Source organism: Actomonas spartinae (genome assembly GCF_051209155.1).
Taxonomy (GTDB): domain Bacteria; phylum Verrucomicrobiota; class Verrucomicrobiia; order Opitutales; family Opitutaceae; genus Actomonas.
On record NZ_JBPJGB010000006.1, the window covers coordinates 86,014 to 111,757 of the forward strand.

Annotated in this window: 21 protein-coding genes; 5 read left to right on the forward strand and 16 right to left on the reverse strand. The window is 65.4% G+C overall.

Annotation, left to right across the window (positions count from 1 at the left end; all coding sequences use genetic code 11):
- Positions 1-51: 51 nt before the first annotated feature.
- From AC0MRV_RS20015 to AC0MRV_RS20035, 5 genes are all read right to left on the reverse strand, one after another.
- Positions 52-483 carry a c-type cytochrome gene (locus AC0MRV_RS20015; RefSeq protein ID WP_472766292.1) on the reverse strand — a complete coding sequence of 144 codons (432 nt, stop codon included), beginning with the start codon at positions 481-483 and terminating at the stop codon, positions 52-54.
- 267 nt (positions 484-750) lie between these two features.
- Complete coding sequence (locus AC0MRV_RS20020) at positions 751-1,647, reverse strand: hypothetical protein (protein WP_472766293.1); 897 nt, start codon at positions 1,645-1,647, stop codon at positions 751-753.
- A 5-nt stretch (positions 1,648-1,652) separates the two neighbouring features.
- Positions 1,653-2,660: a hypothetical protein gene (locus AC0MRV_RS20025; protein WP_472766294.1), complete on the reverse strand. Its 1,008-nt coding sequence runs from the start codon at positions 2,658-2,660 to the stop codon at positions 1,653-1,655.
- Positions 2,661-2,878: 218 nt separating this feature from the next.
- Complete coding sequence (gndA, locus tag AC0MRV_RS20030; protein WP_472766295.1) at positions 2,879-4,381, reverse strand: NADP-dependent phosphogluconate dehydrogenase; 1,503 nt, start codon at positions 4,379-4,381, stop codon at positions 2,879-2,881.
- Between the two features lie 136 nt (positions 4,382-4,517).
- Entirely contained in the window at positions 4,518-4,787 is a 270-nt protein-coding gene (locus AC0MRV_RS20035; protein ID WP_472766296.1) for a hypothetical protein, read from the reverse strand.
- A gap of 147 nt (positions 4,788-4,934) precedes the next feature.
- Here AC0MRV_RS20035 and AC0MRV_RS20040 point away from each other — a divergent pair, with 147 nt between their 5' ends.
- On the forward strand, positions 4,935-5,996 hold the full coding sequence (locus AC0MRV_RS20040; RefSeq protein WP_472766297.1) for a hypothetical protein: 1,062 nt from the start codon (positions 4,935-4,937) through the stop codon (positions 5,994-5,996).
- Between the two features lie 218 nt (positions 5,997-6,214).
- Here AC0MRV_RS20040 and AC0MRV_RS20045 read toward each other — a convergent pair whose 3' ends face one another.
- The 6 genes from AC0MRV_RS20045 to AC0MRV_RS20070 all read right to left on the reverse strand — a co-directional run bounded on the left by AC0MRV_RS20045 (position 6,215) and on the right by AC0MRV_RS20070 (position 12,603).
- Positions 6,215-6,574, reverse strand: a complete 360-nt coding sequence (locus AC0MRV_RS20045) for an energy transducer TonB (RefSeq protein ID WP_472766298.1) — start codon at positions 6,572-6,574, stop codon at positions 6,215-6,217.
- Positions 6,575-6,709: 135 nt separating this feature from the next.
- A complete protein-coding gene (locus AC0MRV_RS20050; RefSeq protein ID WP_472766299.1) occupies positions 6,710-7,159 on the reverse strand; it encodes a molybdenum cofactor biosynthesis protein MoaE in 450 nt (149 codons plus the stop codon).
- A 34-nt stretch (positions 7,160-7,193) separates the two neighbouring features.
- Complete coding sequence (locus tag AC0MRV_RS20055) at positions 7,194-10,343, reverse strand: immunoglobulin domain-containing protein (RefSeq protein ID WP_472766300.1); 3,150 nt, start codon at positions 10,341-10,343, stop codon at positions 7,194-7,196.
- Between the two features lie 258 nt (positions 10,344-10,601).
- Positions 10,602-10,844 carry a MoaD/ThiS family protein gene (locus tag AC0MRV_RS20060; RefSeq protein ID WP_472766301.1) on the reverse strand — a complete coding sequence of 81 codons (243 nt, stop codon included), beginning with the start codon at positions 10,842-10,844 and terminating at the stop codon, positions 10,602-10,604.
- Positions 10,841-11,359: a cyclic pyranopterin monophosphate synthase MoaC gene (moaC, locus tag AC0MRV_RS20065; protein WP_472766302.1), complete on the reverse strand. Its 519-nt coding sequence runs from the start codon at positions 11,357-11,359 to the stop codon at positions 10,841-10,843. Before moaC ends, AC0MRV_RS20060 begins: the two co-directional genes overlap by 4 nt.
- Before the next feature lie 26 nt (positions 11,360-11,385).
- The gene (locus AC0MRV_RS20070; protein WP_472766303.1) at positions 11,386-12,603 is read right to left on the reverse strand and encodes a molybdopterin molybdotransferase MoeA; all 1,218 of its coding nucleotides are present in this window, start codon (positions 12,601-12,603) and stop codon (positions 11,386-11,388) included.
- A gap of 107 nt (positions 12,604-12,710) precedes the next feature.
- Between AC0MRV_RS20070 and moaA the strand changes: the two genes are divergently transcribed.
- The gene (moaA, locus tag AC0MRV_RS20075; protein WP_472766304.1) at positions 12,711-13,733 is read left to right on the forward strand and encodes a GTP 3',8-cyclase MoaA; all 1,023 of its coding nucleotides are present in this window, start codon (positions 12,711-12,713) and stop codon (positions 13,731-13,733) included.
- Between the two features lie 164 nt (positions 13,734-13,897).
- Positions 13,898-20,086, forward strand: coding sequence for an autotransporter-associated beta strand repeat-containing protein (locus tag AC0MRV_RS20080; RefSeq protein WP_472766305.1), 6,189 nt, complete (start codon positions 13,898-13,900; stop codon positions 20,084-20,086).
- A gap of 61 nt (positions 20,087-20,147) precedes the next feature.
- Here the strand turns inward: AC0MRV_RS20080 and AC0MRV_RS20085 are convergent, their stop codons facing one another.
- The 4 genes from AC0MRV_RS20085 to AC0MRV_RS20100 all read right to left on the reverse strand — a co-directional run bounded on the left by AC0MRV_RS20085 (position 20,148) and on the right by AC0MRV_RS20100 (position 23,577).
- On the reverse strand, positions 20,148-20,339 hold the full coding sequence (locus AC0MRV_RS20085; RefSeq protein ID WP_472766306.1) for a YgaP family membrane protein: 192 nt from the start codon (positions 20,337-20,339) through the stop codon (positions 20,148-20,150).
- A gap of 77 nt (positions 20,340-20,416) precedes the next feature.
- Entirely contained in the window at positions 20,417-21,064 is a 648-nt protein-coding gene (locus tag AC0MRV_RS20090) for a Crp/Fnr family transcriptional regulator (protein WP_472766307.1), read from the reverse strand.
- Positions 21,061-21,948 carry a hypothetical protein gene (locus AC0MRV_RS20095; RefSeq protein WP_472766308.1) on the reverse strand — a complete coding sequence of 296 codons (888 nt, stop codon included), beginning with the start codon at positions 21,946-21,948 and terminating at the stop codon, positions 21,061-21,063. The genes AC0MRV_RS20090 and AC0MRV_RS20095 overlap by 4 nt, the downstream gene beginning before the upstream one ends.
- 18 nt (positions 21,949-21,966) lie before the next feature.
- Entirely contained in the window at positions 21,967-23,577 is a 1,611-nt protein-coding gene (locus AC0MRV_RS20100; protein ID WP_472766309.1) for a sigma 54-interacting transcriptional regulator, read from the reverse strand.
- Between the two features lie 206 nt (positions 23,578-23,783).
- On the opposite strand from AC0MRV_RS20100, the gene AC0MRV_RS20105 reads away from it, so the two are divergent.
- Both AC0MRV_RS20105 and AC0MRV_RS20110 read left to right on the forward strand, forming a co-directional pair.
- The gene (locus AC0MRV_RS20105) at positions 23,784-24,236 is read left to right on the forward strand and encodes a YHS domain-containing (seleno)protein (RefSeq protein WP_472766310.1); all 453 of its coding nucleotides are present in this window, start codon (positions 23,784-23,786) and stop codon (positions 24,234-24,236) included.
- Positions 24,237-24,263: 27 nt separating this feature from the next.
- Entirely contained in the window at positions 24,264-24,839 is a 576-nt protein-coding gene (locus tag AC0MRV_RS20110; RefSeq protein WP_472766311.1) for a uracil-DNA glycosylase family protein, read from the forward strand.
- Here AC0MRV_RS20110 and AC0MRV_RS20115 read toward each other — a convergent pair.
- Complete coding sequence (locus AC0MRV_RS20115) at positions 24,822-25,727, reverse strand: N-acetylglucosamine kinase (protein ID WP_472766312.1); 906 nt, start codon at positions 25,725-25,727, stop codon at positions 24,822-24,824. The genes AC0MRV_RS20110 and AC0MRV_RS20115 overlap by 18 nt on opposite strands.
- Positions 25,728-25,744: the final 17 nt, after the last annotated feature.

Sequence of the window (25,744 nt, forward strand, 5' to 3'; positions counted from 1 at the left end):
TCCCTGACGGGATGCGCGGTTCGAGGGGCTGGGGTTGCGGCCAGGTCGGCGTCAGTTCGTCGGCAGGGACTGCAGGTAGGCGATCACCGCCTGCGCTTCCGGCTCCGACAGCCGAAAGGCCGGCATCGGTGGCAGCGGCAGGGAGCCGTCCGGGCGACTGGCGTGGGTCAACAGGTGTTGCACCGCCGCCGGATCCCGACCGCCCAGCTGGGCAATGGACGGGGCGACCGGCGACCAGGGCATTTCCACCAGTGGTTTGAAGCCGAGCACGCTGCCTTGCAGCGTTTTGGTGGGGTCGAGCTGGCCGGTGGGCAGTCGCGGCGTGTGGCAATCGCCGCAGAGTGCCACGTCTTCGACGAGATGTCGTCCGCGTTCGATGAGCGTGGACGAGGCGCTTGGGTTCACCGCGGAAGCGGCGGACAGGGGAACGCAGACGGCGGCCAACAGGGCGCCCGCGGAGATCAGGATGGGATGGGTTTTCATGGTTGGTTGATCCGCCGGCGGGTCACGTGACCGGTCGGCGGGAGAGCCGGCCTGCTTCGCAGCCGGCGTGCCAAGGAAAGCCAGTTGGTGTTAGTTGATATCCATCAAACGGATACAATGAAGCGCAGCGTGATCCCCGCCGATGCCGCTGTGTTTGGTTTGGGAAACGGGCGTTCCAAATTCGGAACGATTCCGGAACCCGCCATGAAAAAGCCGCGCTTCGCGGAGAAGCGCGGCGGAAATGCCGAAGGGGTGCCGGGGGGGGACTCAGGTGCCGGGCTCGGGGCCGGTGGCGAACCCATCGGTGGTGAGCGCGTTGCGGTGATATTCGCCGGTGCGGGTGGTGCCGCTGCGATAGTTGTAAAGCTCGATCACGCGCAGGAGCTCGGAGAGTGAGATCGCGGCATCGCGGTCGGAGTCGGCGGAGTGAAAGCGAGCGAGGTTGGCGGGCTCGCCGGGCACCGTGTCAGGGTCCGGACCGTAGCCATCGGCGGTGGCGGCGTTGACCAGGTAACGGCCGGTGCGGGTGGTGCCGTTGCGGGTGTTGTAGAGTTCGATGAGGCGCAGCAGTTCCGAGAGGTTGAAGAAATGGTCCCGGTCGTAGTCGGCGTCGTGGAAACCGGCATTGGCAGCGATCGCCAGCACCTCGTCGAAGCTCACGGCGAAGGCGGCGTCGCCGTCCAGTTGGCCGCCGGACACGCGGACGATCTCCACCGCGGAGGAGTCGAAGGCGCGGTCGGGGATCCAGGTGGCGACGGCCGGCAGTGATGCGATTTCGAAAGTGGCGAAGGCGGAGCCGCCCGCGGTGTCGAAGAGCCGCACTTCGATCGAGGTGGCGGTGTTTGCGGCCAGCGCGGTGGCGGTGAGCGAGATCGCGTCGGAATCGCTGAGGTCGAGGGGGGCGGCGGAGCTGTGCACCTCGAGGTAGGACTCGGCATCGTTGGTCACGCCGGTGCCGGTGACCTCGAGCACCCCGTCGCCTTGCACGAACGCGGCGGCAGGGGAGGTATCGCCGGTGGCGGAGCCATTGCCGGCCCAGGTGCCGACGTAAAAGGTGTAGCCACCCATCAACGCCGAAAAATCGTGGAGCGTGCGCTCGGCCAACACCGGTGATCCTGCCAAGGCGGCACTGCAAAAAATCGTGATCAGCCGGGGGCGTTGCATGGCGCTCAAAGGGTGTAGGGGAGGGGGAGGACCAGCGGGGTGTCGCCCGCAGCACCGCTTTGCCGAATGATGCGGATCGGGGTGCCCGCTTGAATCACGACGTTGTCGCGATTGGTGGTGTCACCCGGGGTGCGTTGCCAGTGGGTGCCGTTGTGGAAGTAGGTCACCCAAGAGGCGCCGGCGGCGACCTGTAGGAAGTCCACCGCGAGGAGGTTGGTGTCGGCGACCCAGCCGGCGAGGTGATCCTGCAACGCAAGGTCGCCGAGGGAAATGGTCACCGGAAAGCCGGTGTGCGTGTAGGTGTTGCCCGTGTTGGCCACGGGGGTGTTGGTAGGAGTCACCGGGACGGCCCCGACGAGGGTCATGGCGAAGCTGCCCGATTTGCGCACGACGGCGATCATGCCGTTGGGCGGGAGACGGGTGTTGCCGGCGTTGGTGGTGGAGCCGTCGGTCGATTGCCATTGGCTGTTCGCGGTGCTGTAGAAGTAGCTGACGCGCGCCTGTTCGCCGATGGCGATCACATCGGCGGAGGCGGGGTCCTCGCCGCCTTGGAATGTGTCGCTGCCAAACAGGGTGTCGAGCGTGTCGACCGGGAGCAGTTGGTAGGCATCGCCAGCGCTGACGCCGAGGGCGGCGAGGTCGCGTCCGGTGACGGTGACGGTGTCGGCGGTGTTGGCCGTCACGGCAAGTCGGGCGCCGCTGCCGCTGCCGGAGACCAGCAGCATGTCGTAGGGAAACTCGGGCTGGGCGAGTGCGGAGTCGGTCCAACCGGCGCCGCTTACCGTCAAGGTGCTGCCATCGACCGCCGCGATGGTTCCGCTGGTTTGTCCACTTGCTGCCGGACGATCGCTCAGAGTGAGGGCGAGCGGCGTGGTGACCGGCGCCGATGCCGTGCCCCCGTCGATCGTAATCACTTCCACTCCGATGGGCGGGGTGTAGGCCACCTCGCCCCGGGCAGCCACGGCAGAAATCGCGGCGGTGATGAGTAGACGAATACGAGAAAAAGTCATCACGAACGGAGTCGGGCTAGTGGGGTCGAGATCCTGATTCGATGCGTGATTCGGGCAAGCATAGAAAGACCGCTGAATTTGGAGCAATTTTCGTAAAAATAGAATTATCAATAAAATATGATGATATCAATTTGCGATTCAGCTCAAAAAGAAGCCGCGCTCCGGGTGGGAGCGCGGCTGAATTGTGAAAGCGATTAATCGTGGAGGACGAACCGCTGGGCTTAGGCCTCGAGTTGCGGGCGGTTCTTCTCCGGCCAGTCGACGTGGTAGAACTTACCGCGGGGTTGGTCCACGCGCTCGTAGGTGTGGGCGCCGAAGTAGTCGCGCTGGGCTTGGAGCAGGTTGGCCGGGAGGCGGGCGCTGCGGTAGCCGTCGTAGTAGGCCAGGGAGGAGGCAAAGGTCGGGGCAGGGATGCCGTGGGTGGCGGCGAGGGCGACGACCTTGCGCCAGTTTTCCTGGGCGGCTTGGATGGTCTTGTTGAAGTAGGGATCGAGAAGCAGGTTGGCCAACTTCTTGTCGCGGGCGAAGGCCTCGGTGATCTTCTGCAGGAAGCCGGCGCGGATGATGCAGCCGCCGCGCCAGATCTGGGCGATCTGACCGAAGTTGAGCTTCCAGTCATACTCCTTCTGGGCTTCGCGCATGAGCTGGAAGCCCTGGGCGTAGGAGCAGATCTTGGAGCAGTAGAGGGCGTCGCGGATGGCTTCGATGAGGGCCTTCTTGGAGCCCTTGTATTTGGCCTTCGGGCCCTTGAGCTTCTTGGACGCGGCGACGCGCTCTTCCTTGATGGCGGAGAGGCAGCGCGAGAAGACGGACTCGGCGATGGTCGGGGCGGCGACACCCATGTCGAGGGCGTTGACGCTGGTCCACTTGCCCGTGCCTTTCTGGCCGGCGGTGTCGAGCACGACGTCGACGAAGGCCTTGCGGGAGGCCGGGTCTTTCTGGCCGAGGATGTCGGCGGTGATCTCGATGAGGAAGGAGTCGAGGTTGCCGCGGTTCCACTCGGCGAAGATCTCGCCCATTTCCTTGGCCTTGAGGCCGAGCAGGCCCTGCATGAGGTCGTAGGCCTCACAGATCATCTGCATGTCGCCATACTCGATGCCGTTGTGGACCATCTTCACGTAGTGGCCGGCGCCGTTCTCGCCGATGTAGGCGGTGCAGGGCACACCGCCCTTGACGGGCTTGCCGGGGGCGGCGCCTTCGAGGGGCTTGCCGGTGGTCTTGTCGACCTTGGCGGCGATGGCTTTCCAAATGGGGGCGAGTTCCTTGAACGCCGCCTTGTCGCCGCCCGGCATGAGAGATGGGCCGAAGCGGGCGCCTTCTTCACCGCCGGATACACCGGAGCCGATGAAGCGCAGGCTCTTGGCTTTGAGGTCCTTTTCGCGGCGGATGGTGTCGGTCCACAGCGCGTTGCCGCCGTCGATGATGATGTCGTTCTTGTCGAGCAGCGGGATGAGTCCATCGATCACGGCGTCGGTCGCACGACCGGCCTGCACGAGGATGATGATCTTGCGCGGCTTGGCCAAGGAGGCGACGAAGGCCTCCAAGGTCTCGGTGCCGACGAGGCCGCCGGGCGTGTCCGGGTTGGCGGCGACGAACGCTTCGGTTTTCGAGGCCGTCCGATTGTAGACGGAGATCTGGAAACCGTGGTCGGCGATGTTGAGGGCGAGATTCTGACCCATCACGGCGAGGCCGATGAGTCCGATGTCAGAGTGTTCTTTGGGCATACGCGAAGGGCCAACGTGCAATATTTCGCGGGGTGTGGCTATCGCGAAATCCGCACCGCGATTGATAAAACGCGCAAGCAGCAGGGCGCCTCATCATAACCATGAATCGCCCGCCGCCTGCGACCGCTGCGCAGGGCTAGCGGCTGTTGGCGTATTGGTTTTTGGTCGGCAGGAACTGCGCGAGGATCTCGACAAACGGCGTGAGCACGCGGGGCTCATTCCTCTCGTAGATCCATTGAAAGCCGACCGTGCTCACGAAGAGAAACACCAGCAGGCTGAGCACGTAGCGGTTCATCTGCGCGGCGTGGCGCACCAGCACGAGCGCCAGGATACCCCCCAGAATGATCAACAGCACGTTGATCCAAAAACGCTGCGGCACATCCTGCAGCTTTTCGAGAGTGGTCATGGCCAGCAAGAGCATGGGTAGGTTTTTATAGGGAATAGACCTCCGCCTGAACAGGGCAATGGAGCGTTTAGGGAAAGTTTGACCAATTATTTGCTGATCGGTTCGGGCATTGCGCGCGGTCGGCTGCGAAACCAAGGTGGCGGTCTCATGCAAGACGAGCGCCCGCAGATGAAGAAACCGAGTTTTCCGGTGTCGGATCGATTGCGGGACTATCTGCGCAACTACCGGCGCGAGCGCAAGCTGCCGGTGAGTTACGAGCGGCTGCTGGCTTTTGAGGAGTCCTGCCCTCTGCCGGACTCCCGGGGCGAGCCGACCCTATGGGACAGCGTGATCTACAGCCGCCTGGAGATGGGGCCGCTGCACGATGACTTGAAACGGGTTTACGCGCTGCTGCGCACCGACGGCGACATGTCGGTGATGCAGCACCTTTATGTGGATCGCATCGATTACTGTTCTTTCGGCAACTCGGCGCCGTTTCGCATCCGCATTGTCAATGCCTTCAACGACAACGCCGACTACTTTTACATCAAACGTGGAGACGCCTCGCGGGTTTACGGTCTCGAGCTTGAGCATCTGCTCTCGCCGAATCGCATGAACTATTTCACCAGCGGCGGCACCTTGGTGGAGGAGCACGTGGCGGGGGTGCCTGGGGACGTGTTTACGACCAAGTGGCTGGTCGGCCGCGACCTCAAGCCGGTGCGCGTGGCGAAGGAGTTGGTGAAGTTCAACGAGCGCTGCTTTGTGCGTTTGCTCGGCGATATGCGCGCCTACAACTGGGTGGCGGTGGTGACGCCGGACTTCGAGAGCTCGCAGTTGCGCATCCGCGCGATGGATTTCGATCAGCAGAGCTACGAAGGGCGCATGAACTTCTACCGTCCGCAGTTTTTTAAGGAGAACCGCGAGCTCGCCATGTTTTGCATGAAGCACCTGCGGGTGGAGACGGCGCAGCAATACCAGCGGGAGGAACACGTCGCCATCCTGCACCGCGCCGCCATCACCGAGGCGAAGTTGGGTGAGTTGCTCGCCGCCATGATGTCGGATCGCATCGCGCCGGACGACCACGTGAAGGAGTTGCGCGAGGGCCTGGCCGATTATTTCAAGCGCGACGCCTACCTGAGCTGTGTGTGCATGGGCGAGCTTGTGCGCGAGAATCTGGAATCGATCCGCCTCGAGGTCAGCGCGCCGACGCCATTGGTGCGGTCGCCATAGCGCGGGTGCTCAACCGGCGGGGTCGAACTTAAGTGGGCGCTTGAGCCACCCCCGGACCTTCTCGCCGTTCTTTTTGGCCGGGCGAAAACGCGCTCGATTGAAGCGCGTCGATGGGAAGGCTCGGTGCGGGCGTGTTTGGACTTTGGATACAAAAATCGCGGCCACCGCAAAGGGGCCGCGATCGACAGGAGAGAGTGGGGCGGCGCCCCGATCGACGCTCAACTGGCCGGGGAGAACTTCACCGGCAGGCGCAGCCGGGTCGTGACCGGCTGACCGGATATCTTGCCCGGGCGGAACCGCCAGGCCTTGACGGCGGCGAGGGTCGGCGCCTCGAAGTCGGCCAGCGTGGATTTCACCACGATCACATCGTCGACGGCACCTTGGTCGTTGATGACGACGTCGAGCAGCACCATGCCGCTGACGTTGTCCTGCTTCAGCTGGACCGGGTATTCGGGCGGCGGCGTGCGCAGCGGTTGCGGGTTTTCATCCACCTTGGTGTGGATCGTCGGCTCCGCCGTGAGGACGGTGCCGAGACTGAACAAGGCGATGGTGAGGAGATTTCGACAGAACGATTGCATGTCGTGGCCGAAATTCGGCCGGTTGGGACGGGGCTTGAGGCGATCGCGCGCCCGGTCATGGTCTAACAAAGGACCGGGTGATGTTTCCGGGCCACCTGGGTAGTGCCCTCCCGGATACCCGGGAAAAAAGCCGGATCAGGCTGGGGGGGCGCCGTCGGCGAAGTCGCCGCGGGTGGCGCAGTTGATCCAGGCGGTGGCGCCGCTGGAGTAGTGTTCCTTTTTCCAGATCGGCACGCGGGCTTTCAGTTCATCGATGATGAAACGGCAGGCGTCGAAGGCCGGGCCACGGTGGGCGGCGGCGACGCCAACCCAGACGGCGATGTCGCCGATCTGCAGGTGGCCGACACGGTGCACGGCGTCGATGGCGAGCAAAGGGAAGCGCTCCCGGGCCTCGGCGAGGACGCGTTCGCCCTCGCGTTCGGCGAGTTCGGCGAAGGCCTCGTATTCGAGCGAGTCGACGGGTTGGCCCTCGTTGTGATTGCGCACGCGGCCCTCAAAGATCGCGCAGGCGCCGGCCTGCGGGTGGTCCACCCCGGCGGCGAGCGCGGCGGGATCGATCGGGGTGTCGCTGATCTTGAACGGCATGGGTGCAGACCGTGGCGCAGGTTGAGCGCTTTGTCTACTCGCCCGCACCCGGCGCGAAGCCATCGGCGGTGGTGGCGTCGGGGTGGTAGGCGCCGGTGCGGGTGGTGCCGCTGCGGGTGTTGTAGAGCTCGATGACGCGGAGCAGTTCGGAGAGGTCGATGCGGCCGTCTCCCGATGTATCGGAGGAGTGGAGACGGTGGGGGCGTGCGGTGGCTTCGGGCGCGGCGAGGAAGCGATCCTGGGCGTCGATCGCGTAGCGACCGGTGCGCTGCGAGCCGGTGCGGGTGTTGTAGAGTTCGATGAGTCCGAGTAATTCGCTGAGGTCGATCTGGCCGTCGCCGTCGGTGTCGGCCGAGTGTTGGGCGCGGCGTTGGCGAATGATCAGCGGGTCGGGCGTGGCGAGGGTGTCGGTGCTGGCGGTTTCGGTGGTGATCAAGGAGACCATGCTGGTGAATTCGAGCCAGGAGCTGAGTTCGGTCGAGGTATCGAGCGTGGTGGTGAAGGAGAAGGGGCTCGGTGGCACCTGGGTCCACGTCCATTGGGCGAGGTCGGTGGCGCCAATGGCGGTGGCCTCGGCCCCGGCGGTTTCGCGGGCGGCGAGCGTGGTGCCGGCGGGGAGGAGGGTGTCCCAGGTGAGCGCCGAGAGTTCGCCGACGTAAGCGACGGTGTTGAGGATCGTCACGGGTTCGCCGGGCGTGAAAGCGTGGCCGATGGCGTGTTGGGTGAAGCGCAGGGTTTGTCCGGCGGGCAGGATGATGAGCGGCGCAGGGTTGGTGCGCAGCGTGGTCGACATGATTTGGGCGGCGAAATGGTAGTCGCCGGCATCGGCGCTTGTGACGTTCTCCAGGATAAGCGTTTCGCTGTTGGCCCCGGGGATGGGCACGCCGTCCCGATACCATTGTAGCGTGTAGAAGGGACTGCGGCCTTCGAACTTGGCGGTGAAGGTGGCGGTGGTGCCGGCTGCCGCCGTGATCGGTTGCGGCACGAGGGAGAAGAAGTAGTCGCGATCGGTTTCAACGATGAGCTCCGCCGCGCGGGTGCGGATTCCGCCCAGCTCATTGGACACGATCACGCTGTAGGCGGGGGAGTTGCCCAGCCCGACATCGGTGAGGGTGAGAGTGGGGGAGTCCGCGCCGACGGTGACCCCGAGTCCGTCCAGCCAACGGTAGCTGAGCGGGAACGGACTGGTGGCCTCGACGGTAAAGGTGACCGTGCCGCCGACGGGAGCGGATTGGTCCTCCGGCTCGCGCGTGATCTCGATTTGAAGATCGATGCCGATCTCAAGCACGGCAGGCTTGGAGTGCACGGTGCCGGTGTCCGAGATGGCGTCGACCCAGTAGACGCCACGTTGGGCGAAGCCGACCGAGGGGATCGTCAGACTGGTGGTGGTCTCACCGGCGATGGGGCTGCCCTGGTGATACCACTGGTAGCTTACGGGGGAGCCATTGGGGGAGGCCGCGGCGGTGAAGGTCGCGCTCTCGCCGGCGGCGACCAGCTGCCGCCGTTGCGGGTGTGCGGTGAAGATGGGCTGGCCGGGCACGTTGCGAATCTCGAGCGTGGTCGGGCGGCCCACCGTCACGCCGCCGCCGTGGGTGAGCTCGACGTGGTAGGTGCCGGCGTCGATGCCGTGGAGGGCGGTGAGGTAGAGCCGCTCACTGTCGGCGTTGGCGATGGGTTCGCCGTCCTTGAACCATTGATACGTCGCGTCGGTGTAGTTGCGGTGCAGCAGGTAAATTTGCAGGGAGGCGCTGTTGGTGCCGGCGGGCAGGGAGAGGTCGTTGGCTTCGCGGCTGATGATGACGGGCAGGATCGCCGTGCTGTAACTTACGGGCGGGCTCTCGGTGCTGCCCCAGCGATTGGTGGCGAGGAGGGTGATCACGTCACTGTCGTTTCGCTCGCGGCGACGCAGGTTGGTGCGGGATATGGGTTCGCCGTTGAGGAGCCACTGGTAGGAGATCGGCTTTTCACCCTGCGCGCCGAGGTCAGCGTTGTTGATCGCGATGGTGGAGGATGCGATCGAGTCCTCGATGAAATAAGGAATTTCGCCGGCGGCGGCAAGGTCGACGCGGATGGGGGCGCTGGTTTCCGTCGCCCATGGGGTGCTGACGCGCACGGTGTAGTGCCCGAGCTGCGAGCGGTCGAAGTCGGGCACGTGCAACTCGGCCTGGGTGGCGCCGGCGAGCAACTGGCCTTCGTGGAACCATTGGAAAGTGCGTTGCGGGTAGGGCGGGGTGTTGACCTGCAGGGTGAACGAACCGGTGCTGGAGACGGTCTGGCTTGGGCTCGTGCTGAGGATGAGCGGTGGGACGGGGGCCGCGTCGTCAATGACCTCAACCCGGCAGGTGCCGCTGAGGGCGGTGCCGGCTTCGTTGGTGAATTGGATTTGGTAGACGCCGGCGTCGTCGGCCGTGATGGCCCGGTAGGCGAGGTTGTGCTCCCAGATCGGACCTTCCTGCGCGACGCCGTCCTTGATGATCGCGGTGGTGCCGGGGCGGTTGGCCTCCACCATGCCGACCACGCCAGCAAAGGACTCGCCGACGCGGAGTTTGATTTGCGCGGGAGGATGAGTGGAAAAGTAGGGTGGCCGCGCCGGGGCCAGGCGGATCTCGGCGGGCGCGGAGGTGGCGGTGGCGGTGCCGTTGGTGACCTCGAAGTGGTAGGTGCCGAGGTCAGACTCGTCGTCGATGCGGAGGTAGAGGTCGGTGACGCGTGAAGCGTCTCTGATGAGCTCGCCGTTGCGATACCACGTGTAGTAGAGCAGGGCCCCTCCGGCGGCGCCGCCGCGCAGGGAGAAGGTGTCGCCGTAGTCAACCTGTCGGCCGGTCGGTTGGGTGATGATTTCCACCGTGTCGGCCTCCAGGACGATGCCGGCGGCGGTGTGCGACGTGGCGGTGCCATCGGCGTTCGTGACCACAACGTGGTAGCTGCCGGAGTCGCCCGGGGTGACGGCAGAGAGGCTGAGGCTGCGGTTGGTTTGACCTGGCAAGGATTCGTTGTCCTTGAACCATTGATACGTCGCGCCGGTGTAGTGCTCCAAGCTGACGGAATTGGAGATGTTCTGTCCCGCGTAGGCCCGCCAGAAGTGCGGGTGCAAGGTGATGACCGGAACCTCAGCCGAAGCGACGACCGCTCCGAATAAGGTGAAGGCAAAGGCGAGCCGACACGATGAAAGCGGCGTGCTCATGTTCACGAAACACCCGGGGTGAAGCCCTTGGCACACCTGTTCCGCCGCCCTTTGCGAATAGCGTGACCCCGCTCAAACCAAGTGGTCAAAGTCGGGATCATCCTGAGGGCCAGTCGGATGATGAACGGGCCGGGGGGTAGCATTTAGGAGCCCAAAGGATTTCACATTTTGGGGCGCTTCGGCAAGAGCGCGATTGGCGGGCAGGTGCGTTTCATTGCCCGCTAGTGAGGACTGCTGGCCAACCCGGATTCGTGTTTTTCACCCGCCGGCCACTGGCGGAATGAAGACCACTTCGTCGCCGTCGTTCAGCGGAGCGGGCCAGGGGGCGAAGTCGCCGTTGAGGGCGGCGCGGAGGCGGTCGACGGGGAGGGTGAAGGCGTGCGCCGCCGCGAGTTCGGTGTAGAGCGTGGCGGCGTCAGGGGCGGCGGTCTGTAGGGTTTCCTCGGATACGCCGCGCTGTTCGCGCAGGATGGCGAAGTAGCGCACTTTGATCGTTTTCATTCTTCGTATTCCGCCGGAGGTTCTTCCGTTCCGGCAGCTTGGTAGTGGCTTTTGCCGCCGGTCTTTTCGATGAGTTTGGTTTCGCCGATCACGATGTCGTGCGTCACGGCTTTGCCCATGTCGTAGAGGGTGAGCGCGGCGACGGTCGCGCCGGTCAGGGCTTCCATTTCGACGCCGGTCTTGGCCGTGACCGAAACGCGGCAGTGGATCTCCACTTCGATCGAACCATCGGGGGCCGGGGCGCGGGGGTGCAGCTCAACCGAGCAGTTGTCGAGCGGCAGCGGATGGCAGAGCGGGATCAACTCGCTGGTGCGCTTCGCCCCCATCACGCCGGCGAGGCTGGCGGTCTGGAAGACCGGACCCTTTTTGCCCGTGATCTCCTTGTCGCGGATGAGTGCGGCGAGGGCGGCGGGCAGGCGCACGATGGCGAGCGCGTGCGCCGTGCGCAGGGTGGGGGACTTGGCGCCCACATCCACCATGCGGGGCCGGTTCTGTTCGTCCAAATGCGAGAGCATGGTTGTGAGCTTATCGCGGCGGCGGATCAGGTCCAGCGCCAGAAATCAAATGCGGCGCCGGCCGCGAAACTTTCCTGGTCGGCGGGCAGCTCGACGAAGCCGTCGGTGCCGAGCAGTCCGCCGAGATCGCCGGAGGTGTTGAAGGGCGCGGGCCGGGCCAGCGTGCGGCCGTCGTCACTGGTTTGGAGTAACACCGGCAGCATGAAGGCGAGGGGCTTGGTGAAGCGGAATGGTTCCGCCAGGACGACGCGCTCGGTCGCGGTGGGCATGGCGCCCAGCATGTGGCGAAGCGCGGGCAGCACGTAGCGGTGCAGGCAGGTGATGGTCGACACCGGGTTGCCCGGCAGCGCGAACACCGGTGTGCGTCGCGGGCTCGTGCCAAACCACATCGGTTTGCCCGGTCGTTGAGCAATGCCGTGCAGGTGGGCGGTGACTTTGAGTTCCGCGAGGGCGTTCGGGATATGGTCGAGTTTGCCTTTGGACACCCCGCCGGTCAGGAGCACGACGTCGAACTCGGCCAGAACCCGCCGGAGGGTGGCGTCGATCTCCGGCCGGTGATCGCGGAGGTGGAAACGTTCCACGCGACCCACCAGACCGCTTTGCAGCAGCGTGGCGCGCAGGGCGTGGTCGTTGGATCGGCGAATCTGGTGGGCGCCGAGGTTGGGGGCGTCGACTTCCACCAACTCGTCGCCGGTGGCGAGCACGGCTACGGCGGGGCGCGTGGCCACGCGGACTTGGGCGGCGCCGACCGTCGCGGCGATGGCGATCTCCCGGCCCGTGAGGCGGGTGCCGGCGGCGATGAGCTCCGTGCCCGGGCTGAAGTCGCTGCCGCGGGCGTGGATGTTTTGGCCGGCGACGCAGGTCACGCCGGCCGCGAAGATCACGGTGTCGCCATCGCGGGTGGTTTCCTCGTAGGGCACGATGGCGTCGGCCCCTTTGGGCAACACCGCGCCGGTGGCGACTTCGATGGCGAGTCCGGCGGCGTCGATCGACTTCGCGACCATGCCGGCGGCTTGGAAACCGACGCACCGCAAACGGCGTTCCCCCGAGGCATCCGCGAGGTCGGCGCTGCGCACCGCAAAGCCATCCATCGTGATGCGGTCAAAGGGCGGCAGCGGACGATCGGCCGCCACGGCGGTGCGCAGGATGCGGCCGTGGGCGGAGGCCAGCGGGCAGTCCTCGGTGGGCAGGCGCGGCAGGTGTTGCTGGATGATGCGGGCGGCTTCGGCGGGGGAGGGCGGCATGGGCGGGGCGGAAGGCTCAGGTAGTCGCCGGGGGAGCTTGGGTGCAACCCCCGGGATGTGTGCGCGGGGTTGTGTCCGCCGCAAATGCCGTCTTGGTGTGCATCCTCATGTCCGCTGCTCCGACCCTCGACACCCAAGGCCGTCCGGTCCACGACCTGCGCATCTCGGTCACGGATCGCTGCAACTTCCGGTGTCCGTATTGCATGCCCAAGGAGGTGTTCGGGCCGGGTTATCCGTTTCTGCGCGATCCGCAGCTGATGACCGCCGACGAGATTGTGCGCATCGCGGGCGCTTTCGTGGAACTGGGCGTGGAGAAGATCCGGTTGACCGGCGGCGAGCCGCTGCTGCGCGCCGATTTGCCGGAGCTGATCGCACGTTTCAAAACCGAACTGGGGGTGCCGGACGTGGCGCTCACGACCAACGGCTGGCTCTTGGAAAAGCGGCTGCCCGACCTGCAGCGGGCGGGATTGGACCGAGTCAATGTGTCGGTCGACTCGCTGCGCGCCGAGGTCGCGGGCCGGTTGAATGGCCGGGGCCTCGACTCCGGTCGCGTCTTGGCGGCCATCGATGCGGCGGTGGCGGCGGGCCTGCGCGTAAAGATCAACACCGTCGTGCAGCGCGGGGTGAATGACGACGAGATCGAGGCGATGGCCGGCTACTTTCGCGATCGCACGCTGCCCCTGCGCTTCATCGAGTTCATGGATGTGGGCAACACCAACCACTGGAGCGGCGCGCAGGTGGTGTCGGCGCAGGAGATCGTTGATCGTATCGGCGCCCGCTGGCCACTGGAGCCGATCGGGCCTACCTATCGTGGGGAGGTGGCGCGGCGCTACCGCTATGCCGATGGCCAGGGTGAGATCGGCATCATTGCCTCCATCACTGAACCTTTTTGCCGAGATTGCCACCGCGCCCGCTTGTCGGCCGACGGCAAACTCTACACCTGCCTCTTCACCGCACTCGGTTGGGATGTCCTCGGCTGTCTGCGTGCCGGTGTCGATGCCGAGCACCTAAAGCGTTACATTCAAAGAATTTGGAGTGGGCGTCGGGACCGCTATTCCGATGAGCGAGCGGAGCTGATCGAGCGGGGTGAACTACGGCCGAAGGCCGAGATGAGCTACCTCGGTGGCTAGAAGCGCAAATATGGCTGCCGGGCCCGCGTGGGGGCGGTTGGGCCGTTGGTCCCCAGATCCCTTTTTTGACTAGGGTGACTACCTCTTTGTCGTCCTTAAAATAGGTATATTTACACCTAATTTTCCGATTGGCGAGCTAGGGTGTATACCTCAAAACATATGGTATGTTCCGGCGACTGCCTCGTTTCCTCACCCTCTCGACCGCTTTCTTGGCGGGCTCGATGGGTCTGTCGCGCGCTCAGGTTTTGACCGAGAGCTTCACCGGAACGACCGCCAGCGGCTGGGTCTTTGATGGCTCTGGCTTCACCCCGGTTCTGACGGCTTCGCAGGGAATCGACACCGCGGGTGACGGTTGGCTGCGTCTCACCTCCAACGGCGGCAATCAGGCCACGAGTGCTTATTTCGACACGGCCTTCAACTCGGCCGGTGCGACCGTGTATGCGTCCTTCGAATACGCCACTTGGGGTGGCTCCGGCGCGGACGGTATCACCTTCTTCCTGTTCGACGGCAGCACGACGTTCAACGTCGGCGCCAACGGTGGCTCGCTCGGTTACGCGCAGAAGGTGGGCCAGGGTGCCAGCGACGACCCGGGTCTCGCCGGCGGTTACATCGGCGTGGCGATCGACGAGTTTGGCAATTTCTCCAACGCGACCGAGGGACGCATCGGTGGTATCGGTCAAACTCCGGACTCCATCGCGGTGCGCGGCTCGGAAGCTTCAGGTTATGCTTACCTCGGTGGCAGCGGCACCCTGCCGACTTCCATCGACACCCCGGGGGTCAGCACGCGTCCGACGGTCGTGAATCAGGTCCAGATCCTCCTCAACGCGACCAACCAACTTACGGTCACCCTCCAGCAGGGTGGCACCTCTCCGCAGACCATCCTGCAGATGGACCTGTCCGCTTACGAGCGTCCCGAAACGCTCAAGCTCGGTTTTACCTCCGGCACCGGCGGGGCCAACAACTACCACGAGGTGCGCAATGTCGAAGCCTCCACCATCGGCGCCAGCCTTTGGTCCAATTCGCTCGGCACCAGCACCTGGGCATCCAACAACAATTGGAACCCGACCGTCACCCCGGGCAACGGCGAAGACATCCTCTTCGACAACACCTACGTTTCGACCAACCAGACCATCGACACCGCCGCCGACCGTTCCGTCCGCTCGATCACCTTCGACGCGCCCTTCGATTACACGCTCAACAACAACACGATCACCTTCGACAACGGCGGCGTCGCGGGCTTCTCCGGCATCGCTGCCACCCAGACTCACGGCAGCGGCGATCACACGATCAATTCGGACCTCGCCGCCGAGAACGACATCTATGTTCGCAACACCAACAGCGGCGAACTGAACCTCAACGGCGACCTCGCCACCAACGGCAACACCGTCACCTTCGACGGCACCGGTCCGACCACCGCCACCGGCTCCATCACGGGCAGTGGCGACATCATCAAGAATGATCCCGGCACGCTGACTCTCTCGGGCGCCAGCACCTACACCGGCGGCACCACTGTCAACAACGGCACCCTTTACGCCGATTCCTCCACCGCGCTGGGCACCGGCACGCTCACCCTCGCCGGTGGCACCGTGGGTTCCACCAACGACTCCACCGTCGCCAACAACGTTACTCTGACCGGCAGCGCCGGCATGGACGGATTCGCGACCACCGGCACCCTGACGCAGAACGGCGGCAACTACACCCTCGGCCTTACCGACAGCACCCTCGCCAACGTCAACCTTTCCGACAACAACACCGCTCGCACCCTCACCACCGACGTTTCCGGCACCAGCACCATCACGGGCACCATCGCCAACGGCGGCACCGGCGCCGGCAACCTCACCAAGACCGGCTCCGGCGAACTCATTCTTTCCGGCAGCAACACCTACACCGGCACCACCACGATCAGCGAGGGGACCATCACTCTTGGCGGCAACGATCGCCTGCACAACTCGAGCGACCTCGTCCTCGGGGCCGGTGCCAGCCTCAACCTCAACGGCTACTCCGAGCGCATCGACAACCTTACCGGTGGCGACGGCGCCTCGATCAACTACGGTCCCACTGGCACCGCCAACACTTTCCTGTTCGACAACTACACCGCTCCCACCAGCGGTGTGCTGGTCATCAATAATTGGGAGCAGGGCACCGACGCTCTCGCCACCACCGTCAATAGCCAGAACGTCAGCACCATCTACCTGTCCGGTTACGGCGTCGCCACCTACACCGGCTCCACCACCACCTATGATGGCTCCGGCACGGGTTACCTGCTCGGTGCCGCGGTGGTCACGGAGAAGGAGTGGGACGGCAGCTCGAGCAGCACTTGGACCAGCAACTTCAACTGGACCTCTCCCACGGAGCCTTCGTCCACCCAGATCGCTCTTTTTGATGACCTCGGTTTGGGTCGGACCTCGGTCAACCTCGACTCCTCCCAAACCATCGCCGGCATCAAGTTCGGTGAGAACGCGACGTCCACCTACAACATCTCCAGCTCGACGTCGGACATCACCCTCACCGGCACCGTCCCCTACATCCAGCAGCAGAGCGATGTCACTCAGGAGCTCTATTTCGACGACCTGTTCATGGCCAACAACACCGTCGTCGACATCACCGGCGCGGGCGACCTGGTCATCAACGCCGACATCAAGGAGACCGGTGGTTCCTACGCCCTGATCAAGGATGGCATCGGTGACGGCAAGCTGATCATCAACAGCAATTTCAGCCAGTATTCGGGCGGTCTCTACATCAACAACGGCATCGTTCAGTCCCAGTTCAGCGGTGCCCTCGGTTCCGGCACGGGCCAGATCGCTGATGGCGGTGCGTTGGAGCTCTCCAACGTCGGCACCACCACCAATAACATCAACCTCGCCGGCACCGGCGTGGATAACGGCGGCGCCATCCACAACGTCGCTGGCACCAACACCCTCTCCGGCACCCTCACCCAAACCTCCGCCACCCGTTATGCGGCCGATGCCGGCACCACCCTGAATCTCACTGGCAACCTCACCGGCAGCGGCACCAACACCACCTTCGCCGGCGCGGGCACCATCAACGTTTCCCAGGTCACCACCGGCTCGGGTAAGGTCACCGTTGAGTCCGGCACCGTCACCTACACCGGTGGCAACGCCAACACCTACACGGGGTCCACCACGGTTTCCTCCGGTGCCGATCTTAACCTCAACAAAACCGCCGGCACGAACGCGATCGGCAGCGGCGGCCTCGTGGTCAACAGCGGCACCGTCACCCTGCAACAGAGCAACCAGATCGCCAACAGTGCCACCGTCGCCCTCAACGGCACCGGCACCCTCAATCTGAACAACCAGGCCGAGACCATCGCCCGCCTCGACACGACGACCAACAGCACGGTGGCCCTCGGCACCAGCGGCGCCCTCACGCTCAGCGCCGGCTCGGTGACCAACTCCACCCTCAACGGCAACCTCACCGGCGGCGCCTCTTCCGTCCTCAACGTCGCCGGCCTGAGCAACGTCTACGTCAACCAGGACAACACCGGCTTCACCGGCACCACCAACGTCCAGTCTGGCACCCTCAACATCTCGACCAACGAAGCGGTCGGCTCCGGCGCGATCAACGTCGCGTCCGGCGGCAACTTCCAGATTCAGGGCGGCCTCAACATCGACAACACCGTCACCCTCAACGGCACCGGCACCGGCGGCAACGGCGCCCTGCAAAACTTCACCGGGTCCAACACGCTTTCCGGTTCCGTGGTGCTCGGCTCCGACGCCCGCGTCGAAACCAACACCGGCACCCTCACCCTGTCCGGCACCGTCACCGGCACGGGCAACACCCTTACCGTCGGCGGCACCGCCAACACCGTGATCTCCGGCACCCTCGCCAATGGCACCGGCGGCCTCATCAAGGACGAGTCCGGCACCCTCACGCTTTCCGGTGCGAACACCTACACCGGCGCCACCACCGTTTCCGGTGGCACCCTCATTGCCGCCAACGACGCCGCCCTCGGCACCAGCGCCACCGGCACCACCGTCAACAGCGGAGCCACCCTGGCGCTCACCAACGACATCACCATTGCCGGTGAGGCCCTCACCAACAACGGCCTGCTCGACAACCGCTCCGGCACCAACACCTACGCCGGCGTCATCTCCGGCACCGGTGACGTCGAGGTCAACGCCGGCCAGCTCACGCTTTCGGGCGCCAACACTTTCTCCGGCGACATCACCGTCACCAGCGGCACGACCCTGGTCGCCGCCTCCGACGATGCTCTCGGTTCCGGCGGTGGCACCACCACGGTCCTGAGTGGTGGCACGCTCGAGCTCACCGGCGGCATCACCTCCGACACCGAAGCCGGCATCACCCTCGCGGGCACCGGCAACGGGGGCGTCGGCGCCGTGCTCAGTTCCTCCGGCAACAACGTTCTCGACTCCACCTTCACCCTCAGCGGCAACACCACCATCGCCGCTACCGCCGATACGCTCACGCTCGGCTCCGACGCCAACTCCTACGAGTTTAACCTCAACGGCCACGACCTCACCCTGAACACCGACGGCGGCAACATCACCGTTGAATCCGACCTCACGGGTGCCGGTGACATCATCAAGAACGGCTCCGGCACCTTGCTGCTCAACCACGGTGAAGCCCTCCCGCTGGTGCTCTCGCCCGACACCGATTTCTACCTCAACGACGGCCTCACCATCCTCAACACCTACAACAACGACAACGGCGGCATGCAGGGCGAGGTCTTTGTGGGTGATGGCGTGGGCGCCGCGGGTTCCGCGGTGCTGCAGCAGGGCCTCTACGAGAGCGGTGTCGACATCTCGTCCAACCTCATTTCCGACACCTCCAACATCACCATCAACTCTGATGGTTACTGGGACCTGCAGGGTCACAAGGAGGTCATCAACAACCTCACGATGAACGGCGGCACGGTGGAGGCCAAGAACAGCTCCGGCACGGGGGACCGCCTCGACCTCGTCGGCACGCTCACCGCCTCCAATAACGCCACGTCCACCATCGACGGTCGCCTCGGTTTCAACAACGACACCGCCAAGTCCGTCGTCGTCGACTCCGGCTCCACGCTCCAAATCGACGCCGTCCTCTCCAATGGTGGCTTCAACAAGACCGGCGACGGCACCATGGTCCTCTCCGGCGCCAATACCTTCACCGGCACCGCCAAGGTCTCCGACGGCATCCTGCGCATCGACAACAACTCCAGCCTCGGCGGCACCGCCGGTGGCACCCAGATCCTGTCCGGCGCCCAGCTCCAGCTCGACGGCGTCACCATCGGCAACGAGGCCCTGCAGCTTGCCGGCACCGGCCACAACTCCGATGGCACCGGCGCCCTCCGTGCCCTCAGCGGCACCACCAACTCCTGGTCCGGCGCGGTCACCCTCACCGCCAACGCCGAGATCCAGACCGACTCCGGCGCTTCCCTCACCGTCGGCGGCAACATCACCGGGTCTGGCAAGACTCTCACCGTCGACTCCGTGGGCAACACCACCTTCAACGGCGTCAACACCTTCAACACGCTCAACAAGACCGGCACCGGCACCCTCACGGTCACCAACACCAACACCTACGCCACCGCCAACGTGAACGCCGGCACCTTCGCGCTCGGTAACTCCAACATCCTCTCCAACTCGATGGATGTGAACCTCGGCGCTGCCGGCACCTTCCAGGTCGGTTCCTTCACCGAGGTCATCGACGACCTCACTGGCTCCGGCACCCTTACGATCGCTTCCGGTGGCAATCTGACCATCGACAAGATCGGCGGCTCCCTCTCCAGTGGCGAACCGAGCGGCGCGTTCACCGGCGTGCTCGACATCGACGGCATCATGACCCTCAACGGCGGCAACATCGGCGCGGCCGACGGCACCGGCTCGACCGGCACCATGATCCTCACCGCCAACAACACGCTCAACATCGTCGACGACTTCACCTTCGGCGGCACCCTCGAGCTCGCCGACAACACGACCCTCAATCTGGTCAACAACGGCACCACCTTCAACGTCGACACCCTGCGCGTCACGGGTGACTCCGTGATCGATTTCGCCGGCGCCGACATCGGCACCCTCAACATCGGCACCCTCGAGATCGACCTCGGCGGCACCATCCTGGCCACCAGCTGGAACAGCTTCTACGACCTCTGGACCGCGACCAACTTCTCCGGTGCGACCCTCGACGAGCGTGACAGCACCACCGCGCAGATCACCTTCCAGGGCTTCACCGCCGCCGACACCATCTGGCTCACCTACGACTACGGGGCCAACGAGATCACCGTGCCCGAGCCGTCCACCTACGGTGCCATCTTCATGGGCACCGCCCTCGCCGGTTTCCTCTGGCGCAAGCGCCGCCGGAAGCAGGCGGGCGCGACGGTCGAAGCATAAACTCAAAAAGGGCTGCCCGAGGCAGCCCTGCTTTGTTGGCGAACCGGCTTGCCGCCAGCCGCTACGCCTTCGGCCGCTTGCAAGTGCTGAGCCCAAACGGCAGGTAAGCCGGGCACCAGCCGATCGCGGCGGTCAGCAACGGCACGAGCCCGACGAGGCCCCAGTAGCTTTTGAAATAGGCCCCGGCGCCGAGCACGGCGAGGCCAAGAATGATGCGAACGATGCGGTCGGCGGATCCAACGTTGGAAGTCATGATGTTTGGGAGGGTTGAGCGTTTCGATTGATGGGAACGCGCCCATCCTAGCCCAACCGCCCGCCGGCTTCCGTGACTTAGTCACACAAGCGCTGAAAAACTTCCGGATTCGCCACCGTGACACGACCACGCCCAAGTTGCACGCGCCCCTCCGTCGACCAACCCGACAGCGTGCGGCTCACCACCTCGCGGGCCGTGCCGAGCTCGTCCGCCAGCTGTTGGTGCGTCGCGCTCACCACGCCTTCGTCATCGGCCAAGCGCAACAGCAGCTCCGCCAACCGGGCGTCGATCCGCCGAAACGACACGGCCTCGAGTTTAACCAGCACGGCCGCCAGGCGTTCGCCGAACAGGCCAAAAACATAGCTTCGCCACCACGCGCTCTCATCGATCCACCGCCGAAAGGTGGCCGCGGAAACCGCCCAGCCCTGCGCGTCGCTTTCGACCACCGCCTGGGCCGGAAAAGGCACGTCGCCGAGGATGCACGAGGCCGTGAGCAGGCAGCTCTCGCTCTCGCCGATGCGATACAGCGTCAATTCGCGACCCTCCTCACTGAGCTGATAGATTCGGACCGACCCCGTGGCCACGAACACGATCTGCCCGCAACGATCACCGGGCCAGAACACCTGCGCGCCCGCCGGCAATTTCACCGGTTGCGCCGCCGCCGCAAAAGCCGCGCGTTCCGCCGGCGGAGCACCGGCCAGGATGCGGGCGTCGATGGGCGTCATGCGATCCCTCCGATTTCGCGCACGATCTGCAGCAGGGCCGTCCGTAACGGTTCGCCGCGCGCGCTGAAGCCGCGCTGCAGGCGCTCGTATTCCGCGCGACCGGCGGCGGTTTCGATTGCGATCGGCGCGTAGCCGAGATGGCGCAAATCGTAGGGACTCGCCCGCATGTCGACTTCGCGGATGTCCCGCGCGAGTTCGAAACAGTCCGCGACCAATTCCGACGGCGTGAGCGGCGCCAGTTTGTAGGCCCACTTGTAGAGGTCCATGTTCGCGTGCAGGCAGCCCCGCTGATCCAACTCGACCGCCGAATCCCGCGTGGGCTGATGCCGGTTGAGCGGCCGCGCCGGAGCCGTGAAAAATCGAAACGCGTCGAAGTGCGTGCAGCAACCGGGCCCGTCCTCGACGATGCGCGCCAATTCCTCCGGCGGAAAGCGCAGCGGATGCGCGTTGTGCCGCACCTCCTCGGGCGATTGCCGGTAGACCATCGCCCACTCGTGCCAGCCAAAGCAGCCAAAAAAGGCCGGCCGTGCCGCGGTCGCGGCGAGAAAGGTTTCCAACCACGCCGCAAACGCCCGCCGTTTCTCCGGCAGGGCCTCGAGGGCCAGGCGGACTCCGTCACCACATTCCTGATACTCCGGCCAGCGCAGGTAATCGCGGGCCGACTCGCCGGCCAGCACCGCCCCCGGCCCCGGATGCCAGCGCCGCAGCCAGGCCGGGCGAAAGGAATAGTAGCTGAACAGAAAATCCTCCACCGGATGCTTCTGGCCGCGCGCCGCGCGTTCGCGATGACCGCCGACCAGCGCATCCACCCGCGCCTCGTGCGCACGCCGCCGCGCCTGCCAGGCAGGTTCGTCGAGCACGGTCAGGTTTGCGGCGGTCAACACGCCCGCAGCAAACGCCGTTCAGCCCGGGACGGTCAACGCGTTCCCGCGTCGGGCGAGGCCGAGGGCCTTCAGTCGCGAAGCGAGGGTGGTGGGTTTCATCCCCAGCAGCGCGGCGGCGCCGCCCGGCCCGCGCACGCGGCCACCCGCAGCCTTCAGCGCACGAGTGAGGTGGGTGCGCTCCAGCGCGCGCAGCTCGGCCATGGTGAGCAGGGGTGCGTTCGTCGCGGCGTCGGCCGCGGTCGGGCTCGGGGCGGAGGATCCTCCGAGCAACCCAGCAAAATGCATCTCGCCCCCGCGGGCCAGGATGGCGGCCCGTTCGATCACGTTCTGCAGTTCGCGCACGTTGCCCGGCCAGTCGAAGTGCTGCAGACGCTCGATCTCGACGGGCGACAAGCGCGCGGTCGGCAAGTTGAGTCGTTTCATGGCGGCCGCGGCAAAGTGCGCGGCGAGCAACGGGATGTCGGCGCGCCGCGCGCGCAGCGGGGGCAGGGTGACGGGAAAGACGCGCAACCGGTAAAAGAGATCGGCGCGGAACCGGCCGGCGGCGACCTCGGCCTCCAGATCGCGGTGCGTCGCCGCCACGATGCGCACGTCGACCTTGTGGGTGCGGTCGTCGCCGACGCGTTCGATTTCCCGTTCCTGCAACACGCGCAGCAGCTTGGCTTGGGCGGCGAGCGGCATGTCACCGATCTCGTCGAGAAAAAGGGTGCCGCCGTCGGCCAGTTCAAAACGTCCCACCCGGTCCCGGACCGCGCCCGAGAACGCACCCTTCACGTGGCCGAACATTTCGCTTTCGAACAGCGTCTCCGGAATGGCACTGCAGTTGACCTTGATCAGCGGTCGCGCCCGGCGCGGGCTGCGGTCGTGGATGACGCGGGCGACCAGTTCCTTACCGGTGCCGCTTTCGCCCAGCACCAGCACGGTCGCGGGGGTGGGGGCGACGACCGCGATCTGTTCCAGCACGCCGCGCAGGGCGGGTGAGTCGCCCACGATTTCGCCAAAGGGCAGGCTGCGCCGCATTTCGTCCTGCAGGTAGTCGTTCTCCTCCTCGCTGCGCCGGCGCAGTCGTTCGATCTCGGCAAAGGCGCGGGCGTTGGAGATGGTCACGGCCACGTGGTCGGCGAAGATGCGCAGCCATTTGAAATGCGGTTCGCCGTGCAGATGGCGGTCAAACATCTCGAGCACGCCCAGCACTTCGCCGCGAAAGATGAGCGGCTGCGCGGCGTAGGTGCGCACCTTTTCCCGCCGCGCCCAGGCTTGGTCGATGATCCACGCTTCGCGACCGTTCAGCCCCAGTTCGCGAAAGGGTTTTCCCTTCACCGCCACCCGACCGAGTTGGGGCAGGTTGAGGGGAAATCGATTGAAGCCGTCCTCATCGCCGGCGATGTCGGTGTCGGGGCTGAGGGCGTTGCCATCGCCGGCGACGAGGTGCAGGCAGGTGCTGCGATCCCGACAGCGATCGGCCCACCGACAGGTGGCGCAACGGTCGCCAGGACCGGGCCACCAGATGCGCACCAGCGCCACCGCATCGCACCGGGCCAGGCCCTGCGCGACCGCTTTCGGCACGTCGGCCGGATCCCGCGTCGCGGCGATCTCCAACATCAGGGCAGGCAGGGTTTCCAGGTTCATGGTCAGGCAACGTAGAGCCGTCGGAAAACGACGACATTTCGTAGAGCGACGAGATCCCGTCGGTATTCCGTCAAACCCGGTAATTACGGTAGTCGTTGTTATATAATGAAATAGGGAAATTTCCACGAACTGGCATGCCGGGTGTTAAAGGGTTGGCACACCTACGCCGGTTGCGTGGGTGCCTTAACCACAATCCATCCAAATCAATGAACTCTCGTTTATTCTCCCTCCTCGCTGCGGCGGTCCTTTTCGCCAGCTCGGTCTTCGGTGCGTCCGCCGTCAATGTCTCCGGCGCCAGCAACATCGCGTTGAGCGGCTACGATCCCGTGGCCTTCTTCACCCAGTCGCAGCCGGTGCACGGTTCGCCGTCGCTCACCGCCGAATACGAAGGTGCGACCTACCTGTTCTCGTCGGCCGAACACCAGAAGCTGTTCAAGGCCAACCCGGCCAAATACGCGCCCCAGTGCGGTGGCTTCTGCGCCTACGGCGTTTCGGTCGGCGCGCTGTTCCCGGTCGATGTGAGCACTTGGTCGATCGTCGACGGCAAGCTCTACCTCAACCTCAACCCGGAGATCGCCAAGGCCTTCAATGCCGACCTTAAAGGCAACATCAAGAAGGCGGAGCAGAACTGGCCCAAGGTCGCCCGCAACGCCAAATAAACCCGTATTCAACCAACAAGGACACGCGTGGACGCTTTGCTCGCCGAGATCAGCCGTTGTGCCACCTGTGCCGGGGTCCTCCCGCATGCGCCCCGGCCGGTGGTCTCGGCGCACCCGGCGTCCCGCGTGCTCATCATCGGCCAGGCCCCCGGGAGGCTCGTGTATGCCTCCGGGGTGCCGTGGCAGGATCGTAGTGGCGACCGGCTGCGCGACTGGCTGGGCGTGGATGCCGCCACCTTTTACGACGTGCGGAACTTCGCCCTCATGCCGATGGGATTCTGTTATCCCGGCGCGGGCCGCAGCGGTGACCTGCCGCCGCGGCCCGAGTGCGCGCCGCTGTGGCACGACCGGCTCTTGGCCGCGATGCCGGAGGTGCGCCTGACTTTGTTCATCGGTCGTTTCGCCCAGGCGCGCTACCTCGATCTCCAGCCGGGCGAGACCCTCACCGCGACCGTGGGTCGCCATGCGGAGCAGCTCGCCCAAGGGAAGCTGGCACTGCCGCATCCCTCGCCGCGCAATCGCGGTTGGTGGCGGAAAAACCCGTGGTTTGAAGCCGAGGTGCTGCCGCAACTCCGCTCGCGGGTCTCAATGATCCTCGCGTAACAACAGCCGCTGCACGCCCTCGATCGGCGCGGCGGTGAGCGGGGTGAGGGGCAACGGTGAGCGCGGGGACAAAGCCGCCAACACCGCCGGGTGGGTGAGGATCGGGCCGCTGAGCCCGGCCGGCACGGCGTCGAGCGGCGTGGCCACAAAGAGGCGCGTCGCGACCTGCACCGCGAGGTCGAGCAGACCCTTCGCGGAATCCAACACCAGTTGGCGTGCGGTTTCGTCGCCTTCCGACGCGAGGTGCAGCACGGCCGGCGCGAGGGCGACGATGGTTTTGTTGGGTTGGTGACCCTGGTAAAAATGCCGCGTCAGCGCGCCCACTTCAGCTGCTTCACCCAGCGCGGCGTGGTTGCGCACGATGGGCCCGAGCCGCGTTGCCGGCGCCCAGCCCTGCAGTTCCAGCAGCGCGCGGGAAATGGCCCGACAGCCGAGATCGTAGCCGCTGCCAGGGTCGCCGAAGCGCCAGCCGAGCCCACCGGCGTAGTGCACCGAACCATCGGGCGCGCGGGCGGCGACAAAAGAACCCGTGCCGCCGTGCAGCACGAGACCGGGTCGACCTTGGGTGGCGAGTTCGAGCACCGGCAGCGAGTCATTGTGGGTCCGGACCTGCCCAAAATCCTCCGGGTTGAGGCTGGCGGCGAACTCCTGCCAGAACGCCGGGGCGCCGGCCATGTAGAGCCGGGTGTGGGTGATGGTGCCGCGGTGGATCTGGCCTAGCGCCGTGAGCAACACCGCCCGCGCCTGCTCGGGGCCGACCGTGTTGGGATTGCAGCCCGGCGCGAGGTGCCGTTCGACGACCGCGCCCGCCTCATCCACCAGGATGAGCTCGGTCTTGGATCCCCCGCCGTCGACGCCGATGCGATACGTGTTGGTGTTGCTGCCCACGGAACACACGGAATACC

Bases quoted from the DNA above. Each gene is read 5' to 3' on its own strand.
- AC0MRV_RS20015 (WP_472766292.1), bottom strand. From the start codon at position 483: ATGAAAACCCATCCCATCCTGATCTCCGCGGGCGCCCTGTTGGCCGCC.
- AC0MRV_RS20020 (WP_472766293.1), bottom strand. From the start codon at position 1,647: ATGCAACGCCCCCGGCTGATCACGATTTTTTGCAGTGCCGCCTTGGCA.
- gndA (WP_472766295.1), bottom strand. From the start codon at position 4,381: ATGCCCAAAGAACACTCTGACATCGGACTCATCGGCCTCGCCGTGATG.
- AC0MRV_RS20035 (WP_472766296.1), bottom strand. From the start codon at position 4,787: ATGACCACTCTCGAAAAGCTGCAGGATGTGCCGCAGCGTTTTTGGATC.
- AC0MRV_RS20040 (WP_472766297.1), top strand. From the start codon at position 4,935: ATGCAAGACGAGCGCCCGCAGATGAAGAAACCGAGTTTTCCGGTGTCG.
- AC0MRV_RS20045 (WP_472766298.1), bottom strand. From the start codon at position 6,574: ATGCAATCGTTCTGTCGAAATCTCCTCACCATCGCCTTGTTCAGTCTC.
- AC0MRV_RS20050 (WP_472766299.1), bottom strand. From the start codon at position 7,159: ATGCCGTTCAAGATCAGCGACACCCCGATCGATCCCGCCGCGCTCGCC.
- AC0MRV_RS20055 (WP_472766300.1), bottom strand. From the start codon at position 10,343: ATGAGCACGCCGCTTTCATCGTGTCGGCTCGCCTTTGCCTTCACCTTA.
- AC0MRV_RS20060 (WP_472766301.1), bottom strand. From the start codon at position 10,844: ATGAAAACGATCAAAGTGCGCTACTTCGCCATCCTGCGCGAACAGCGC.
- moaC (WP_472766302.1), bottom strand. From the start codon at position 11,359: ATGCTCTCGCATTTGGACGAACAGAACCGGCCCCGCATGGTGGATGTG.
- AC0MRV_RS20070 (WP_472766303.1), bottom strand. From the start codon at position 12,603: ATGCCGCCCTCCCCCGCCGAAGCCGCCCGCATCATCCAGCAACACCTG.
- moaA (WP_472766304.1), top strand. From the start codon at position 12,711: ATGTCCGCTGCTCCGACCCTCGACACCCAAGGCCGTCCGGTCCACGAC.
- AC0MRV_RS20080 (WP_472766305.1), top strand. From the start codon at position 13,898: ATGTTCCGGCGACTGCCTCGTTTCCTCACCCTCTCGACCGCTTTCTTG.
- AC0MRV_RS20085 (WP_472766306.1), bottom strand. From the start codon at position 20,339: ATGACTTCCAACGTTGGATCCGCCGACCGCATCGTTCGCATCATTCTT.
- AC0MRV_RS20090 (WP_472766307.1), bottom strand. From the start codon at position 21,064: ATGACGCCCATCGACGCCCGCATCCTGGCCGGTGCTCCGCCGGCGGAA.
- AC0MRV_RS20100 (WP_472766309.1), bottom strand. From the start codon at position 23,577: ATGAACCTGGAAACCCTGCCTGCCCTGATGTTGGAGATCGCCGCGACG.
- AC0MRV_RS20105 (WP_472766310.1), top strand. From the start codon at position 23,784: ATGAACTCTCGTTTATTCTCCCTCCTCGCTGCGGCGGTCCTTTTCGCC.